Here is a 16,688-nt window from a genome sequence, read left to right on the forward strand (position 1 = left end):
TTGTTTTGTAACTTCGAGTAAATTATAATACTATGAACACTCTTCAACTTAAAAATATTTTGATTTCTGAAGTTGAAAAAATTGATGACGATACGTTTTTATCAGCATTAAAAACGATTTTAGATAGCCGAAAAACTTCTCCTAAAGAATATTTGGAACAATATAATGATGAGTTAAAAGTCGCAGAAGAGGATATTGAAAAAGGTAATTTTTATTCTCATGATGATGTCAAGAATAAAATAGAACAATGGAGAAAAAAATAATTTGGTCTAAGACTTCTCTTAATCAGCTTGAAAAAATTCACTCGCATTTATTTAAAGAATCCAAAAGCGAAAACATTCCAAATAAAGTAATTGATTTCAATTTATAACTCTGTTTCAATTTTAAGTACAAATTGGGAAATATATGAATTGGATGAAATGAAGATTCCAAATCATAAAAATTACAGAGCTTATGAAATTTATAGCTATCGTATATCTTATAAAATAACTTCCACAGAAATTCATATTTTAAGAATTCGGCATACAAGTCAAAATCCAAAAAAAATCTAATCTTTTAAAACACTGATTTTCAACACCAATTCTTGAAAATATAATTTCATTTCACTACATTTAGTGTAAACAATTAAATATCAAGACTATGGCAGAATATGTTGGTTATCTCGCATCTGTTTTTATTGTTGGAGGTTTTTTACTGAAAAACCTCAGAACAATTCGGTTTATTAATATGTTTGGCTGTATCTGCTTTGTCATTTATGGTATTTTTTTAAACGACTATAGAGATTTTAATCAATGGCTTTGGCCCGTAATTATTCCGAATGCTATTTTAGCATTTGTACAGATTTATTATCTGACATCAAAAAATGATAAATCTTAAAATTATGATAGTTTCAGATAAAATTCTGAAATAGCCTCGAGATTAGATTGTTGTACCTTTAAAGTAAATTGAATTTTATGAGTACTTCAAAAACGTTCGTTGGTTTATTCCTTATTATAATACTCGCTGGTTGCGCATCTTCAAAAGAAACTAAATTTGATGATTATGTTTTTAAAACCAAAAGCGATAAACAAAATTATACAGCGGCCTATGATAAAGCGCTTGAACTTTGGGATGTTCCTTATACAGAAGAAAATGTAAAAACCACTTTTGGAACCGCCCACGTTATTATTTCCGGTCCAAAAAATGGAAAAGATCTTGTTCTGCTTCACGGTATGGACGCGAGTTCTACGATGTGGTATCCAAATATTAAAACTTTAGCCAAAAATCATCGCGTTTATGCCATTGATTTTTTAATGGAACCCAATAAATCAACTTTAACTGCAAAACCGCTTTCATCAGAAGAAATTGTGATTTGTTACAACGAAATTTTCAATCATTATAAATTAAAGAAATTTGATATTATTGGCGCTTCACGCGGAGGCTGGATTGCGACATTATTGGCTGTTCAAAAAAAGAATTCTATTGATAAAATTGTTTTATTAAGTCCGGCACAGACTTTTAAATTTATTGATAAACCTAGAAAAACATCATCCGCTTTACTTTTAAAACTTTTTCCTAGCGAAAAGAAATTCAGCAAAACATTAAAAACCTTTTCTACTCATCCAGAAAAAATTAGCCCTGTTTATAACAGACAATTTTATTTGGCCAATAAATATGCTAAATCCAATTCCAGTATGCTCAAAATGACGCCTTTCTCCGATGATGAATTAAGGTCGATTCAGAATCCTGTTTTGGTTTTAATTGGTGATAAAGACGTTATAAATTCAGATGAAAGTTTGGAACGGGCAAAAAAATATCTGCCAAACGCCAAAACAATAATGATTACAGATGCCGGTCATTTTTTGAGTATCGATCAGTCAAAATTTGTAAACGACGCTATGATTAATTTTTTCGAAAAGCCTTCAAACTTTGTATCTTTACAAAACTAATTTTTCAGCAGTAGAAAATGAATTTTCAAGTAACTTCCGAATATAGTCCGAAAGGAGATCAGCCACAAGCCATACAAAAATTAGCACAAGGTGTTGTTGATGGCGAAAAATATCAAACCTTATTAGGAGTTACAGGATCCGGAAAAACATTTACGGTTGCAAATGTTATTCAGGAAGTACAACGCCCTACTTTGGTTTTGGCACACAATAAAACTTTGGCGGCGCAATTGTATTCAGAATTCAAGCAGTTTTTTCCAAATAATGCGGTTGAATATTTCGTTTCTTATTACGACTATTATCAGCCAGAAGCTTTTATGCCTGTTACAGGCGTTTTTATTGAGAAAGATTTATCTATCAATGAAGAATTAGAAAAGATGCGTTTAAGCACTACTTCTTCCCTACTTTCAGGGCGTCGCGATGTTTTGGTTGTCGCTTCAGTTTCTTGTTTGTATGGTATTGGAAATCCCGTAGAATTTCAGAAAAATGTAATTGAAATTACCCGAGATCAGGTTATTTCGAGAACAAAATTATTACATAGCTTAGTTCAGAGTTTGTACGCAAGAACAGAAGCCGATTTTAATCCGGGAACTTTCAGAATCAAAGGTGACACAGTTGAGGTGTATCCAAGTTATGCTGATGATGCGTATCGAATTCATTTTTTTGGAGATGAAATCGAAGAAATAGAATCATTTGATGCCAAAACTTCGCAGGTAATTGAAAAATTCAAAAGACTGACCATTTATCCAGCTAATATGTTTGTGACTTCTCCGGAAGTTTTACAAGGCGCCATTTGGCAAATTCAGCAGGATTTAGTGAAACAGGTTGATTATTTTAAAGAAATAGGCAAACATTTAGAAGCCAAACGACTGGAAGAAAGAACGAATTTCGATTTAGAAATGATTCGGGAATTGGGTTATTGTTCTGGAATTGAAAATTATTCCCGTTACCTTGACGGACGTGAAGCAGGAACACGACCTTTCTGTTTATTAGATTATTTTCCGAGCGATTTTTTAATGGTTGTTGACGAAAGTCACGTTACCGTTTCGCAGGTTCATGCCATGTATGGAGGCGATCGCAGTCGTAAAGAAAACCTAGTTGAATACGGATTTAGATTACCTGCCGCAATGGACAACCGTCCTTTAAAATTTGAAGAATTTGAAGCTTTACAAAATCAGGTAATTTACGTTTCTGCAACTCCTGCCGATTACGAATTGCAAAAGTCAGACGGAATTTATGTCGAACAAATTATTCGTCCAACCGGATTATTAGATCCTATTATTGAAGTACGCCCAAGTTTAAATCAAATTGATGATTTGATTGAAGAAATTCAGGTGCGATGCGAATTGGATGAAAGAGTTTTGGTAACAACTTTAACTAAAAGAATGGCCGAAGAATTAGCCAAATATTTGACAAAAGTAAATATTCGCTGTCGTTACATACATTCTGAAGTTGACACTTTAGAACGTATCGAAATCATGCAGGATTTGAGAAAAGGTATTTTTGATGTTTTAATTGGAGTAAACTTGCTTCGTGAAGGTCTGGATTTGCCAGAAGTTTCATTAGTTGCGATTCTTGATGCGGATAAAGAAGGTTTTTTAAGAAACCACAGATCTTTAACTCAAACTATTGGACGTGCTGCAAGAAATTTAAACGGAAAAGCCATTATGTATGCCGATAAAATCACAGCCAGCATGCAAAGAACAATTGACGAAACGAATTACCGAAGAACAAAACAGATCAATTTTAATACTGAAAACGGTATTACGCCTCAGGCTCTAAATAAAAAAATCGACAGCGCCTTTACTAAAAATCCTTTAGTAGAATACGAATTAGGCCATACTTTGCCAGTTGCCGCCGAACCGGAAACGGCATATATGTCTAAAACTGATCTAGAAAAATTAATTCGCGAGAAACGAAAATCAATGGAAAAAGCTGCAAAAGAATTAGATTTTATGCAGGCCGCCAAACTTCGTGATGATATCAAAAAGCTTCAGGAACAATTGCCGTAAAAATTTTATAACTATTGCTTAAGTAAAATGTTTTTATAAATTTACACTTACAAAAACACGCGATATTTTATTTAATCCTAAGTTATAAACCAAACAAACAACATGAATAACCGATTCCTTCTAGTTACTACTTCATTTTTAGGTTCCATAATTTCACTTTACGCACAAAATAAACCACAACCAGCTCCAGAAATCATAGTCACCGATAATTATTTTGGAAAAACAATATCCGATCCTTATCGTTATCTAGAAAATCTTAACGATCCAAAAGTAATAGATTGGATGAAAAGCAATGCGGCTTATGCTCGTGAAAAATTAAACGAGATTCCTGAACGTGAAAATTTAATAAAAAAATTAAAGGAATTAAGTTCTAGAAGAGGTAGTACAATTACTGAGTTAGAAATAACAGAAAATAACAACTATTTCTATCTAAAAAGAAACGTAAATGACGAAAATCCTAAGCTATATTACAGGCAAGGATTTGATGGTACTGAAATATTACTTTTTGACCCAGTAAGCTACAAAAAAACTAATGGCACAACTTATAATATAACCGCAATTACTCCAAATATTGAAGGAGACAAAGTTGCCATTGAAGTTTCTCAAAACGGTTCCGAAATTGGTGAACTGTTTATAATGGATATTACTGGTAAAACATATCCTGAAACATTAGATAAATGTTGGGACAGTTATGTTTCCTGGTTTCCTGATGGAAACTCTTTTACATTTACAAGACTTAATTCTTCTGATGTCAAAGATGAAAATAGATCGTTAAATACTAAAGTCTATTATCATAAATTAGGTCAAACTGAAAAAGAAGACGCTGAATTTCTTTCGAATGTCACCAATCCTGAACTTAATATCCTTCCTGAAGAATATCCTTATAATATTTATAGAAAAAGCTCAAACAAGAATTACGCTCTTATAAGAACTGTAGACAATAGAATTAAATTATACACCTGTGATTTCAATAATAATTTTTCTCCTAAAACCTGGAAAAGTCTTGTCAGTCAAAAAGATGAAATTGTTAACTTTCTAACTGATAATGAATTTATCTATTATTCAACTTTCAAAAATGCATCTAATTTCAAAATCATTAAAGTTCCTCTTTCGCATCCTGAAATAGAAAATGCCATAACTGTAGTTGAAGAACCAAAAAATGGAAAAATAACTACTTATAACATTACAAAAGACGGCTTATATTATTCAATTGTTGAGAATGGTGTCGAGGCCAAAGTTTATTTTTTAGCAAAAAATACAACTAAAGCAATTGAACTAAAATTACCTTTTCAGGCAGGTTCAGCATCCTTTTCAATAATAAGTACAGACAAAAGTGACATTTGGATAACAATTGAGGGTTGGATTTCTGAGCCAAAAAGATATTTTTATAATCCTAAAACCAATGCATTTACTTTTCAGCCTTTAACAAAACCTGTCGAATATCCAGAATTCAAAGACATTATCTCTAAAGAAATCATGATACCTTCACATGATGGTGTTATGGTTCCTGTTTCGCTTATTTACAACAAAAACATCAAATTAAATAGTGATAATCCTGTACTTATAGGAGGATATGGGTCTTACGGAACCTCAATGCAACCATATTTTAGTCCTAGTCGTCTTTTACCTTATTGCCTTTATGGTGGTGTTTATGTTGTTGCTCATGTTAGAGGCGGTGGAGAACTGGGTGACAAATGGCATAAGGGAGGTTTTAAAGAAACCAAACCTAATACATGGAAGGATCTGATCTCTACAGCAGAATATTTGATTAGTAAAAAATACACTACATCCAAAAAAATCGCGATTCGAGGCGATAGCGCAGGCGGAATACTAATTGGAAGAGCGATTACAGAGCGCCCTGACTTATTTGCTGCATCAATAATTCAAGCGGGTTCATTAAATACTATCCGAGCAGAAATTCAAGCCAATGGTCCTGTCAATATTCCAGAGTTTGGCACAGTAAAAGACCCAAATGATTTTAAAGCTTTATTAGAGATGGATGCTTTTCATCATATTGTGAAAGGAACTGCATATCCGGCAACATTAATCAATGCGGGAATAAATGATCCTCGTGTTACTGCATGGGAACCTGCAAAATTTGCTGCATTACTTCAAAATTCAAATTCATCTGATAAACAAATACTGTTTTTTACTGATTTTGAAGCTGGACATGGATTAGGGAACAGCAAATCAAAAAACATGGAGATTTCTGGTGACATAATTAGTTTTGCTTATGCTAATACTGGTCATCCAAAATTTCAAATCTCAAAAAAATAATTCCCACATAAAAAATAAGGACTGTAATAATACAGTCCTTGTTTCTTTTTTAATTATGCTGTTCCTGAAAAACTCTCAATAATTTATTTGGATCAATAATCACATTTGGTGCCTTTTTCATCAATTCTAAAACGCGTTTTACTGCAGTAGGATTTAATCCCATTTCAAGCGCAATTTGATGTATCGCTTTCGATTCTTTTTCATGTAATATACCATCGCAATGCATAATCAAAGCCAATCTGTAGAATTGCTGAATGCGCTGAAACTCAGATCTGTTTACTTTTACGACATGTTCCTGATGAAATAAATCTCTAAATTCTTCTTTGCTGATATTCAATTCCTCGGCAACAATCCACAGAAAATCTACCTCACGTTTATGCAAATGTCCGTCAATGGTAGCAAACGCAATCATTTCTAAAAGTAAACTTCTTTTTTCTTCTTCGGTGTTCATCAAATTATTATTTTTAGCTAAATTATTACATTAAATCTAAAACACAATAACCAATGATTCGAGGATTCTTCTTTTTTATTTTATCGTTGCTCGTGAATATTGGAAATGCACAGGAAAGCACGGCTTCAAAAAATGTTTCCACTTTTACCATTGAAGCGCCTCAGCTCAAAACCACAAAAAAAATCTGGCTTTATCTTCCCGAAGGTTATTCGGCTTCAACCAAAAAAAGATACAGCGTAATTTATATGCACGATGCTCAAAATTTATTTGATGCCAAAACTTCTTTTGTAGGTGAATGGAATGTCGATGAAAAACTGGACAGCTTGAAAGCTCCGGTAATTGTAGTAGGGATTGAACATGGAAACGAAAAACGAATCGATGAATTAACTCCATTTAAAAACGAAAAATACGGCGGCGGAAAAGCAGATGATTATGTTGATTTTATCGTAAATACGCTAAAACCATACATTGATAAAAACTACAGAACCAAAACAAAAGCCAAAAACACCACGATTATGGGAAGTTCGCTTGGTGGTTTGGTTTCGTATTATGCAGCTGTAAAATATCCGCAAGTTTTTGGAAATGCGGGCGTTTTTTCGCCTTCCTTCTGGTTTTCAAATGACATTTATACTTTTACAGAAAAGTCTCCAAAAATCAAAACCCGATTTTATTTTTTATGTGGAGATAAAGAAAGCGACGAAATGGTAAAAGATCTGGAAAAAATGGAACGTTTATTAGACAAAAATCGTTGTTATTGTCTTCATATCAGCAAAACGAAAATTGTCAAAGGCGGAGAACATAATGAAAAATTATGGCGAGACGGTTTTGTAAAAGCCGTTTTGTGGCTTGGTTATTGAGCAAAAAAATAAAAAAAATAGCATAAATTATGAAACTAATTTTAAGAGAGTATAACTTAAAACTAAAACATACTTTCACGATTTCAAGAGAATCAATTGATTTTCAACCTTCATTGATTGTCGAATTACAAAGCAATGGTTTTTCTGGTTTTGGGGAAGCCACATCAAATCCGTATTACAAAACTACAGTTCCAATGATGATGCAGGATTTGGAAGAAATCAGAACAATCATCGAAACCTCAGAAATCGAAACTCCTGAAGTTTTTTGGGCAAAAATTCATCCGTATTTAAAAGACGATATGTTTGCTTTATGCGCACTGGATTTGGCTTATAACGATTTATATGCACGAATAAAAGGTAAAAAACTCTACGAATTGTGGAATTATACCACAGAGAAAAATCCAATGACGGATTATACAATCGGAATTGCTTCAATAGAAAAAATGGTTTCAAAAATGCAGGAACTTCCGTGGCCTATTTATAAAATTAAATTAGGAACTAAAGAAGATATCGCAATTGTAAAAGAACTTCGTAAACATACAAATGCCGTTTTCAGAATTGATGCCAACTGTGGTTGGGGCGTTGATGAAACAATAAATAATGCTGTAGAATTAAAAAAACTTGGTGTAGAATTCTTAGAACAGCCCATGAAAGCTGATAATTGGGAAGGGCATAAAGAAGTTTTCAAACATTCTGTACTTCCTGTAATTGCTGATGAAAGCTGTATTATTGAAGAAGATGTTGCCAAATGTTTCAATCATTTTCATGGCGTAAATGTGAAATTGGTAAAATGTGGCGGATTAACTCCTGGAAAACGAATGATTGAAGAAGCTAAAAAATTAGGCTTAAGAACAATGGTGGGTTGCATGACAGAATCGACTGTGGGAATTTCAGCCATTGCACATTTACTCCCACAATTGGATTATGTTGACATGGATGGCGCATTGCTTCTTGCTGAAGATATTGCGACCGGAGTAACCATTAAAAATGGCATTGTAAGTTATTCTGATTTAAACGGAACCGGAGTTACACTTCTGTAAAATGATAGTCGAAAAATTTCCAGATCGTATTATTGAAATTAACCAAGAACAGTATTTGTATTTTGGTGGAACTGCCTATTTAGGACTTCCAACCAATAAGAATTTTCAGAATTTGGTTGTTCAAAATATCCTAAAATGGGGAACAACTTATGGAAGCTCAAGAACTGCCAATATTCAATTAAGCGCTTATATTGCCGGCGAAAGGTCTTTGGCTCGACATATCGGTTCAGAAGCTGCGGTTACAGTTTCTTCAGGAATGCTTGCCGGGAAATTGGTTATTGAAAAATTAAAAAAAGAAACGGATTGTTTTTTTCATTTGAATGAAACACATTCGGCAATTAAAACAGAAAACAGCCTTCCTCTTTTTATTAATGAAAAAATAAACGATCGCTTATTAGATTCGAAATCCGAAAAAATAACGATTTTAACTGACGGCGTTCCTTCGTTTGAAACCAAACCTATTGATTTGTCTTTTTTAAAAGAAATTTCAAAACAAAAGGAAATCACATTAGTTATTGATGAATCGCATTCATTAGGAATTGTGGGTAAAAATGGTTCTGGGATTTATTCTTCAATTAACTTTCCAATTAAAAGAAAAATTCTGGTTTCATCTTTAGGAAAAGCTTTTGGGTTGACAGGTGGCGTAATTGCTTCAAATTCAGTTTTTATTAAGGAAATATCAGAAATAGAAACTTTCACCAGTGCAGCGGGAATGAATCCTGCTTTTGTACAAACACTTTCTGATGCTTCTGAAATTTATAAAACACAGCATCGAAAACTTAAGGACAATTTGAGTTACATTAATTCAATATTAATAAAAAACAGCAATATTTTATTTGACAAAAATTATCCTTTAATTTACTTATTATCAAAGGAATTAGTTGAAAAATTAAAAACAGAAAAGATTATTATTGCCAGTTTTAAATATACAAAAGAAGCTGAACCACTAAATAGAATTGTTGTTACCGCAAATCATCTTAAAGAGGATTTAGATAAACTTGTAAGCATTTTAAATTCGTGTAATTCATAAAAACCAACTCAATTATTACTTCATTTAGATAAGTCGAAATTCGTGAATTCGTGGCGAAAAAAAATACTCCAAATCTTTGCTTTTAAAACGTACCTTTGTAAAAAATAAACGATGACAAATAACGATATACTTAAAAAACTTCGCGTGGCTTTAATGCTCCGTGATGACCAAATAGTTGAAATTTTAGAATTAGTTGATTTTAGAATTTCAAAATCAGAATTGGGTGCTTTTTTTAGAGCTGAAGACCATCCAAATTATATGGAATGCGGCGATCAGGTTTTACGTAATTTCTTGAACGGATTAGTAATTCATTTAAGAGGAACGAAAGAAAATCCAAAAAATCCGAATGATGTTTTAGCAAAACATAAAGCTGAAATTCCGAAGAAAGAAACTTCAAAAGAAAGACCTGAATTCAAAGCAAGTCCAAAAGATTCAGAAAAATATAGAGGTGATCAAAGTTCATCAAAGTCAGGTTCAGCAGCTGGAAAACCTAAAAAGAAAGCATTCCCAAAAGGAAATGGAAAACCAGTTGTTGTAGAAAAAGTAGTTTTCAAAAACGGGAAGAATAAGAAATAATTTTGACCGCAAAGGGTGGTAATATTTTTTAGCCACAGATTAAAAAAATTAAAACAGATTTTTAAAATCTTTCTAATCTTTTTAATCTGTGGCTATATTTTTAGCAGAATTATCGTAGAGGCGCACAGCAGTGCGTCTACGCAACGTACTTCCATTTATATATTCACGAGACGTAGACGCACTGCTGTGCGCCTCTACGATATACTTTGTCTTAAAAAAACATTCTCAAAAAGGAGTATTTTTGAAATATTAAAACAAAAAAATCCCTCCGATTCTCGGAGGGATTTTCTATATAAATTGATTTCTTATTTTATTTAATTAAGAAAGAGCAGCTTTAACTTGGTCAGCAGCTTCTTGGAATTGAACTGCAGATAAGATTGGCATACCAGAGTTGTCAATTAATTCTTTTGCAATTTCAGCATTTGTTCCTTGCAAACGAACGATAATTGGCACATTGATAGCATCTCCCATGTTTTTGTAAGCATCAACAACACCTTGAGCAACACGGTCACAACGAACGATTCCTCCGAAGATGTTAATCAAAATAGCTTTTACGTTTGGATCTTTCAAGATAATTCTGAAAGCTGTTTCAACACGTTTCGCATCAGCAGTTCCTCCTACGTCAAGGAAGTTAGCAGGCTCAAAACCAGCATATTTAATTAAATCCATAGTTGCCATTGCAAGACCAGCTCCGTTTACCATACATCCTACAGTACCGTCAAGGTCAACATAGTTTAGACCAACTTCTTTAGCTTCAACTTCGATTGGATTCTCCTCACGGATATCTCTCATTTCAGCATATTTAGGTTGTCTGTATAAAGCGTTATCGTCGATGTTAACTTTAGCATCAACAGCTAAGATTTTGTTATCAGATGTTTTTAAAACTGGGTTGATTTCAAACATAGAAGCATCAGAACCAATGTAAGCATTGTAAAGTGCGTCGATGAATTTCACCATTTCTTTGAAAGCATTTCCAGAAAGACCTAAATTGAAAGCAATTCTTCTAGCCTGGAAACCTTGTAATCCAACATTAGGATCAACTTCTTCAGTAAAGATTAAGTGTGGAGTATGTTCAGCAACTTCTTCGATATCCATTCCACCTTCAGTAGAATACATGATCATGTTGCGTCCTGTACCTCTATTCAATAAAACAGAAACATAAAACTCAGAAGTTTCGCTTTCTCCAGGATAGTAAACATCTTCAGCAACTAAAATTTTGTTTACTTTTTTACCTTCAGGCGGAGTCTGAGGCGTGATCAATTGCATTCCGATGATTTGTTCTGCTAACTCTTCAACTTGCTGTAAGTTTTTTGCTAACTTAACTCCACCACCTTTTCCACGACCACCTGCGTGAATTTGTGCTTTTATTACATGCCATCCTGTACCAGTTTCGGCAGTTAATTGTTTTGCAGCAGCTACAGCTTCAACCGCATTATTAGCCACAATTCCGCGTTGAACGCGTACTCCGTAACTTGCTAAAATTTCTTTTCCTTGATATTCGTGTATGTTCATAATATAGAATTTGTCTGGTTCTGAATTTAGTTCAGAATAAAAGTGCGACAAAAGTAGCAAAATTCAACTTAATAGTAAAATCTTTTTCCAATTAAAAAATGAGTCAATTTGTTATTAATTGGATATTCTTTTTGAAAGCAAATTTATCGTTAACGAATTGCATCGAAAAAGTTAACACAAAACCACTATATCGTTTGAGATTTAACAAAAAAACCTATTGAATTCTAGGCTTCACGACGATTTTTCCTAATATTATTTAATTGTTATTATGATTTTATCATTTCGCAATGCCTTAAATAATATTATTATCATTTAAGAACCGTTTTTCTAATATTACGACAAAAATGAAAGCAAAAGAACAATTTCAATACATTATGTTTAACGAAATCTTTATTTTTGTAGAAAAAATATCAAGAATGAAAGTTAAAGAACAAGGGCTCTATTTGCCTGAATTTGAACACGACAATTGTGGTGCAGGATTTATTTGTAATTTGAATGGTATTAAGTCAAATGATATTATTCACAAAGCATTGGACATCTTAATAAAATTGGAACATCGTGGTGCCGTTAGTTCTGATGGAAGAACTGGAGACGGGGCTGGAATTTTATTTGATATCCCACATGCATTCTTTAAGAAAGTGTGTGACTTTGAAATCCCTGAAACGCGTGAGTATGCAGTAGGAATGGTTTTTTTACCAAAAAGCAAAAACCAGGTTTCTTTTTGTATTAATGCATTTGAGGCTACTATTAAAGACCAAAATTTAAAAGTTTTAGGTTGGAGAGATGTACCAGTTGACGTTGAAAATTTAGGTGAAATCGCCGCAGAAAAAGAACCAACAATTAAACAAGTTTTCGTTTCCAAAAACGGACAGGATTTAACTGAACAAGAATTTAATGCAAAACTTTTTGCAGCTAGAAAAATTGCTGAACATGCCGTAAGAGGATCTAAAACCTCAGAAAGCCACATGTTTTATTTTACTAGTTTATCGACAACTACTATAATATATAAAGGTCTATTGATGCCGGAAGACATCAGCCGTTATTATATAGATTTGAAAGATCCAGACTTGGTGACTCGTTTAGCGCTTGTACACCAACGTTTCTCTACAAATACATTCCCATCTTGGGACTTAGCTCAACCATTTAGATACATGTGTCATAATGGTGAGATCAATACACTTCGTGGAAACGTAAGCCGTATGCGTGCTCGTGAAGAGCTTATGCAGAGCAAAGTTTTTGGCGATGACATTAAAAAATTATTCCCAATTATCTTAGAAGGAAAATCAGATTCTGCTTCTATGGATATGGTGATTGAACTTTTATTAATGACAGGTCGTTCGCTTCCAGAAGCAATGATGATGGTTGTTCCTGAAGCTTGGGAAAAACACCAGACAATGTCTGCTGAAAAAAGAGCTTTCTACGAGTTTAATGCTTGTATTATGGAGCCTTGGGACGGTCCTGCTTCTATTCCGTTTACAGATGGAAACGTAATTGGAGCTTTACTGGACAGAAACGGTTTACGTCCTTCTCGTTATACTTTAACGAAGAGTGGTTTCGTAATTATGTCATCTGAAATTGGTGTATTAGACATCGATCCAGAAGATGTAATTCAGCACGGTCGTTTAGAGCCAGGAAAAATGTTCTTGGTTGATATGAATGAAGGTCGTATCATCGAAGACGAAGAAGTTAAAAAAGCGATAGTTACAAAACGTCCATATAAACAATGGGTTGATGAAAACTTATTGCCATTGGCTAGCGTTCCTTATACAAACAACCCTACTCCTGTTGAAAAATTAGATTTCTTAACAAGACAACGTTTGTTTGGTTACACTATTGAAGATTTAAAAACGATAATCAACCCAATGGGTAGCGACGGAGCTGAAGCAATCAGTTCTATGGGTAACGATACACCTTTGGCAGTTCTTTCAGACCAGCCTCAGTTGTTGTACAATTACTTCAAACAATTATTTGCTCAGGTTACTAACCCGCCGTTGGATGGTATTCGTGAAGAAATTATTACTGACATCAGTTTAGCGATTGGTGGAGATTTCAATATTTTCGAAATTGAATCGAAACAATGTAAAAAATTAAAAATCCAAAATCCGGTTATTTCTAATGAGGATTTGGATAAAATCAGAAATATCGATCACGCAGATTTCAAATCGGCTACAATTTCTACTTTATACAAAATAGAAAAAGGAGTTAACGGTTTAGAGCGTGCTCTTGAAAAATGTGTTCAGGCTACTTTTAAAGCGGTTGAAGAAGGATGCAACATCATTATCTTATCGGATAGAGGTGTAAGTGAAGAATTTGCTCCAATTCCTATGTTATTGGCTTGTTCTTATATTCACCACTCTTTGAACATTTTACAGGTTCGTTCTAAATTCGGAATCATTATCGAATCTGCTGAACCAAGAGAACCTCATCATTTTGCTTTATTGTTCGGATACGGTGCAAGTGCAATCAATCCTTACATGGTAAATGAAATCATTCATGATCAAGTTGCTCAAGGGTTCATTACAAAAGTGAAAGCAGATTACGCAGTTGTAAATTACAACAAAGCAATTGCAAAAGGAATCGTAAAGATCATGAACAAAATTGGTATCTCTACTTTACATTCATACAGAGCTGCTCAAATTTTCGAGATTTTAGGATTAAATAAAACATTTACATCTAAATACTTCCCTTACACTCCATCAAGAATCGAAGGAATTGGTTTAATGGAAGTGGAGAAAGAAGTAAAAAAACGTTTCCAAAAAGCTTTCCCAAATTCAAAAATTGCAAACTTGCTTTCTCTTGAAATTGGAGGTATTTACAGATGGAGACGCGGCGGTGAAAAACATATGTTTAACCCGACTACTATTTCTAAATTACAACAAGCGGTTCGTTTAAACAGCCCAGAAAGTTATAAAGAATACTCAAATGCCGTTAACGAGCAAAGCTCAAACTTAATGACAATTAGAGGTTTATTTGAATTCAACAACTTAGATCCAATTTCTATTGACGAAGTTGAGCCTTGGACCGAAATTGTAAAAAAATTCAAAACGGGTGCCATGTCTTACGGATCTATTTCTAGAGAAGCACACGAGAATTTAGCGATTGCCATGAATAGAATTGGCGGAAAAAGTAACTCTGGAGAAGGTGGAGAAGATCCAAAACGTTTCCAGAAAGAAATTAACGGTGATTCTAGAAACAGTGCGATCAAACAAGTTGCGTCAGGACGTTTTGGTGTTTCGATCAACTATTTGACAAACGCTAAAGAAATCCAAATCAAAATGGCTCAGGGAGCGAAACCTGGTGAAGGTGGACAATTACCTGGAGAAAAAGTAGTGCCTTGGATTGCTGAAACCAGAAACTCTACGCCTTATGTAGGTTTGATTTCGCCTCCTCCTCACCACGATATTTACTCAATTGAGGATTTATCTCAGTTGATTTACGATTTGAAAAATGCAAACCGTGAAGCACGTGTAAACGTAAAATTAGTTTCTGAAGTTGGAGTTGGAACTATCGCTGCCGGTGTTGCCAAAGCAAAAGCAGACGTTATCTTAATTTCTGGTTATGACGGAGGAACGGGAGCTGCACCATTAACATCTTTACAACACACTGGTATTCCATGGGAACTTGGTTTAGCTGAGGCACAGCAGACTTTGATCTTAAACGATTTAAGAAGCCGTGTAGTTTTAGAATGTGACGGACAGTTGAAAACAGGTCGTGACGTTGCGATTGCAGCTTTATTAGGAGCTGAGGAATTTGGTTTTGCAACGGCTCCGCTTGTAGCTTCTGGATGTATCATGATGAGAGCTTGTCACTTGAATACATGTCCTGTTGGTATTGCAACTCAGGATCCAGAATTGAGAAAAAATTTCAAAGGAACTCCAGAGCACGTAATCAACTTCATGTATTTCATTGCTGAAGAGTTAAGAGAAATCATGGCGCAGTTAGGTTTCAGAACTTTAAAAGAAATGGTTGGTCAGTCACAAAAATTAAATGTGAACAAAGCCATCAAACATTATAAAGCAAATGGTTTAGACTTGTCATCAATTCTATACAAACCGGAAAAAGCGAAAACAGAGCCAAATCATAATACAACTACTCAAGATCACCAACTTGAAAACGTATTGGATTTTGACATCATCAAAGAAGCGATTCCGTCTATCTATAGAAAAGAGAAAACAAGAGTAACCTTTAAAATTAAAAATACAGACCGTTCTGTAGGTGCAATTTTGAGTAACGAAATCTCAAAAATCTACGGCGCACAAGGATTACCTGATGATACTATTTTAGTTGATTTTGAAGGTTCTGCCGGACAAAGTTTTGGTGCATTCGCAACAAACGGATTGTCATTTAAAATTCACGGAAACTGTAATGATTATTTAGGAAAAGGTCTTTCTGGAGGAAAATTAATTGTAAAAGTACCTCCTACCGCAACTTTCAAACCTGAAGACAATATCATTATTGGAAACGTTGCCCTTTACGGAGCTATTACCGGAGAGGCTTATATTAATGGAATGGCCGGAGAGCGTTTCTGTGTGAGAAATTCTGGAGCAACAGCAGTTGTTGAAGGAATTGGAGATCACGGTTGCGAGTACATGACTGGTGGTACAGTAGTCGTTTTAGGAAAAACAGGAAGAAACTTCGCGGCTGGTATGAGCGGTGGTGTGGCTTATGTTTACGATCCAAATAAGAAATTCGATTCGACAGTTTGTAACATGGAAATGGTTGCATTCGATCCGTTGGAAGAAGAGGACGTTACTAAACTAAGAAAATTGATCAAAAATCATTCATTGTACACAAGCAGTCCATTAGCAAAAAGAATTTTAGCAGACTGGGAAAACCAACAACAGCACTTCGTAAAAGTAATGCCAACTGATTACAAAAAAGCATTACAAAGAATTGCAGAAGAGAAAAAAATAGAAGAATTAATAGCTGATTAAAAAAGGTTCTGAGGTAATAAGTTTCTGAGGTACTAAGTTTTGAGTTTTCAACTCACATCTTACATCTCACATCT

General features: G+C 34.1%; 13 protein-coding genes. 11 read left to right on the top strand and 2 right to left on the bottom strand.

Features of this window, described 5'->3' with window-relative positions; all coding sequences use genetic code 11:
- Nucleotides 1-32: 32 nt before the first annotated feature.
- From ACNFIH_RS06765 to ACNFIH_RS06790, 6 genes are all read left to right on the top strand, one after another.
- The gene (locus ACNFIH_RS06765) at nt 33-263 is read left to right on the top strand and encodes a hypothetical protein (RefSeq protein ID WP_426486018.1); all 231 of its coding nucleotides are present in this window, start codon (nt 33-35) and stop codon (nt 261-263) included.
- Between the two features lie 156 nt (nt 264-419).
- Complete coding sequence (locus ACNFIH_RS06770; RefSeq protein ID WP_426486716.1) at nt 420-551, top strand: type II toxin-antitoxin system RelE/ParE family toxin; 132 nt, start codon at nt 420-422, stop codon at nt 549-551.
- An 88-nt stretch (nt 552-639) separates the two neighbouring features.
- Nucleotides 640-876 (top strand): hypothetical protein, encoded by a 237-nt coding sequence (locus ACNFIH_RS06775; protein WP_008462143.1) that lies wholly within the window; start codon nt 640-642, stop codon nt 874-876.
- 77 nt (nt 877-953) lie between these two features.
- Entirely contained in the window at nt 954-1,928 is a 975-nt protein-coding gene (locus ACNFIH_RS06780; protein WP_426486019.1) for an alpha/beta fold hydrolase, read from the top strand.
- Nucleotides 1,929-1,945: 17 nt separating this feature from the next.
- Entirely contained in the window at nt 1,946-3,937 is a 1,992-nt protein-coding gene (gene uvrB, locus ACNFIH_RS06785; RefSeq protein ID WP_426486020.1) for an excinuclease ABC subunit UvrB, read from the top strand.
- A gap of 102 nt (nt 3,938-4,039) precedes the next feature.
- A complete protein-coding gene (locus ACNFIH_RS06790) occupies nt 4,040-6,214 on the top strand; it encodes a prolyl oligopeptidase family serine peptidase (RefSeq protein WP_426486021.1) in 2,175 nt (724 codons plus the stop codon).
- Between the two features lie 49 nt (nt 6,215-6,263).
- On the opposite strand, the gene ACNFIH_RS06795 is transcribed toward ACNFIH_RS06790, so the two are convergent.
- Entirely contained in the window at nt 6,264-6,665 is a 402-nt protein-coding gene (locus ACNFIH_RS06795; RefSeq protein WP_426486022.1) for a TerB family tellurite resistance protein, read from the bottom strand.
- Nucleotides 6,666-6,718: 53 nt separating this feature from the next.
- Here ACNFIH_RS06795 and ACNFIH_RS06800 point away from each other — a divergent pair, with 53 nt between their 5' ends.
- The 4 genes from ACNFIH_RS06800 (at nt 6,719) to ACNFIH_RS06815 (ending at nt 10,168) form a co-directional block, all read left to right on the top strand.
- Nucleotides 6,719-7,522 (top strand): alpha/beta hydrolase, encoded by an 804-nt coding sequence (locus ACNFIH_RS06800; RefSeq protein ID WP_426486023.1) that lies wholly within the window; start codon nt 6,719-6,721, stop codon nt 7,520-7,522.
- 29 nt (nt 7,523-7,551) lie between these two features.
- Complete coding sequence (locus ACNFIH_RS06805; protein WP_426486024.1) at nt 7,552-8,562, top strand: dipeptide epimerase; 1,011 nt, start codon at nt 7,552-7,554, stop codon at nt 8,560-8,562.
- Between the two features lies 1 nt (nt 8,563).
- On the top strand, nt 8,564-9,592 hold the full coding sequence (locus ACNFIH_RS06810) for an aminotransferase class I/II-fold pyridoxal phosphate-dependent enzyme (RefSeq protein ID WP_426486025.1): 1,029 nt from the start codon (nt 8,564-8,566) through the stop codon (nt 9,590-9,592).
- A gap of 111 nt (nt 9,593-9,703) precedes the next feature.
- Nucleotides 9,704-10,168, top strand: a complete 465-nt coding sequence (locus ACNFIH_RS06815) for a DUF1456 family protein (protein ID WP_426486026.1) — start codon at nt 9,704-9,706, stop codon at nt 10,166-10,168.
- 318 nt (nt 10,169-10,486) lie between these two features.
- Here ACNFIH_RS06815 and sucC read toward each other — a convergent pair whose 3' ends face one another.
- A complete protein-coding gene (sucC, locus tag ACNFIH_RS06820) occupies nt 10,487-11,680 on the bottom strand; it encodes an ADP-forming succinate--CoA ligase subunit beta (RefSeq protein WP_142449779.1) in 1,194 nt (397 codons plus the stop codon).
- Between the two features lie 416 nt (nt 11,681-12,096).
- On the opposite strand from sucC, the gene gltB reads away from it, so the two are divergent.
- Nucleotides 12,097-16,614, top strand: a complete 4,518-nt coding sequence (gene gltB, locus ACNFIH_RS06825; RefSeq protein WP_426486717.1) for a glutamate synthase large subunit — start codon at nt 12,097-12,099, stop codon at nt 16,612-16,614.
- Nucleotides 16,615-16,688: the final 74 nt, after the last annotated feature.

Origin of the sequence: Flavobacterium sp. 2 (assembly GCF_049949195.1) — a bacterium.
Classification (GTDB): domain Bacteria; phylum Bacteroidota; class Bacteroidia; order Flavobacteriales; family Flavobacteriaceae; genus Flavobacterium.

What these genes read in the sequence shown, in the direction of transcription:
- ACNFIH_RS06800 (WP_426486023.1), top strand. Translation starts at nt 6,719, where the DNA reads ATGATTCGAGGATTCTTCTTTTTTATTTTATCGTTGCTCGTGAATATT.
- ACNFIH_RS06795 (WP_426486022.1), bottom strand. Translation starts at nt 6,665, where the DNA reads ATGAACACCGAAGAAGAAAAAAGAAGTTTACTTTTAGAAATGATTGCG.
- ACNFIH_RS06765 (WP_426486018.1), top strand. Translation starts at nt 33, where the DNA reads ATGAACACTCTTCAACTTAAAAATATTTTGATTTCTGAAGTTGAAAAA.
- ACNFIH_RS06775 (WP_008462143.1), top strand. Translation starts at nt 640, where the DNA reads ATGGCAGAATATGTTGGTTATCTCGCATCTGTTTTTATTGTTGGAGGT.
- ACNFIH_RS06770 (WP_426486716.1), top strand. Translation starts at nt 420, where the DNA reads ATGAAGATTCCAAATCATAAAAATTACAGAGCTTATGAAATTTATAGC.
- uvrB (WP_426486020.1), top strand. Translation starts at nt 1,946, where the DNA reads ATGAATTTTCAAGTAACTTCCGAATATAGTCCGAAAGGAGATCAGCCA.
- ACNFIH_RS06815 (WP_426486026.1), top strand. Translation starts at nt 9,704, where the DNA reads ATGACAAATAACGATATACTTAAAAAACTTCGCGTGGCTTTAATGCTC.
- ACNFIH_RS06780 (WP_426486019.1), top strand. Translation starts at nt 954, where the DNA reads ATGAGTACTTCAAAAACGTTCGTTGGTTTATTCCTTATTATAATACTC.
- gltB (WP_426486717.1), top strand. Translation starts at nt 12,097, where the DNA reads ATGAAAGTTAAAGAACAAGGGCTCTATTTGCCTGAATTTGAACACGAC.
- ACNFIH_RS06790 (WP_426486021.1), top strand. Translation starts at nt 4,040, where the DNA reads ATGAATAACCGATTCCTTCTAGTTACTACTTCATTTTTAGGTTCCATA.
- ACNFIH_RS06805 (WP_426486024.1), top strand. Translation starts at nt 7,552, where the DNA reads ATGAAACTAATTTTAAGAGAGTATAACTTAAAACTAAAACATACTTTC.
- sucC (WP_142449779.1), bottom strand. Translation starts at nt 11,680, where the DNA reads ATGAACATACACGAATATCAAGGAAAAGAAATTTTAGCAAGTTACGGA.
- ACNFIH_RS06810 (WP_426486025.1), top strand. Translation starts at nt 8,564, where the DNA reads ATGATAGTCGAAAAATTTCCAGATCGTATTATTGAAATTAACCAAGAA.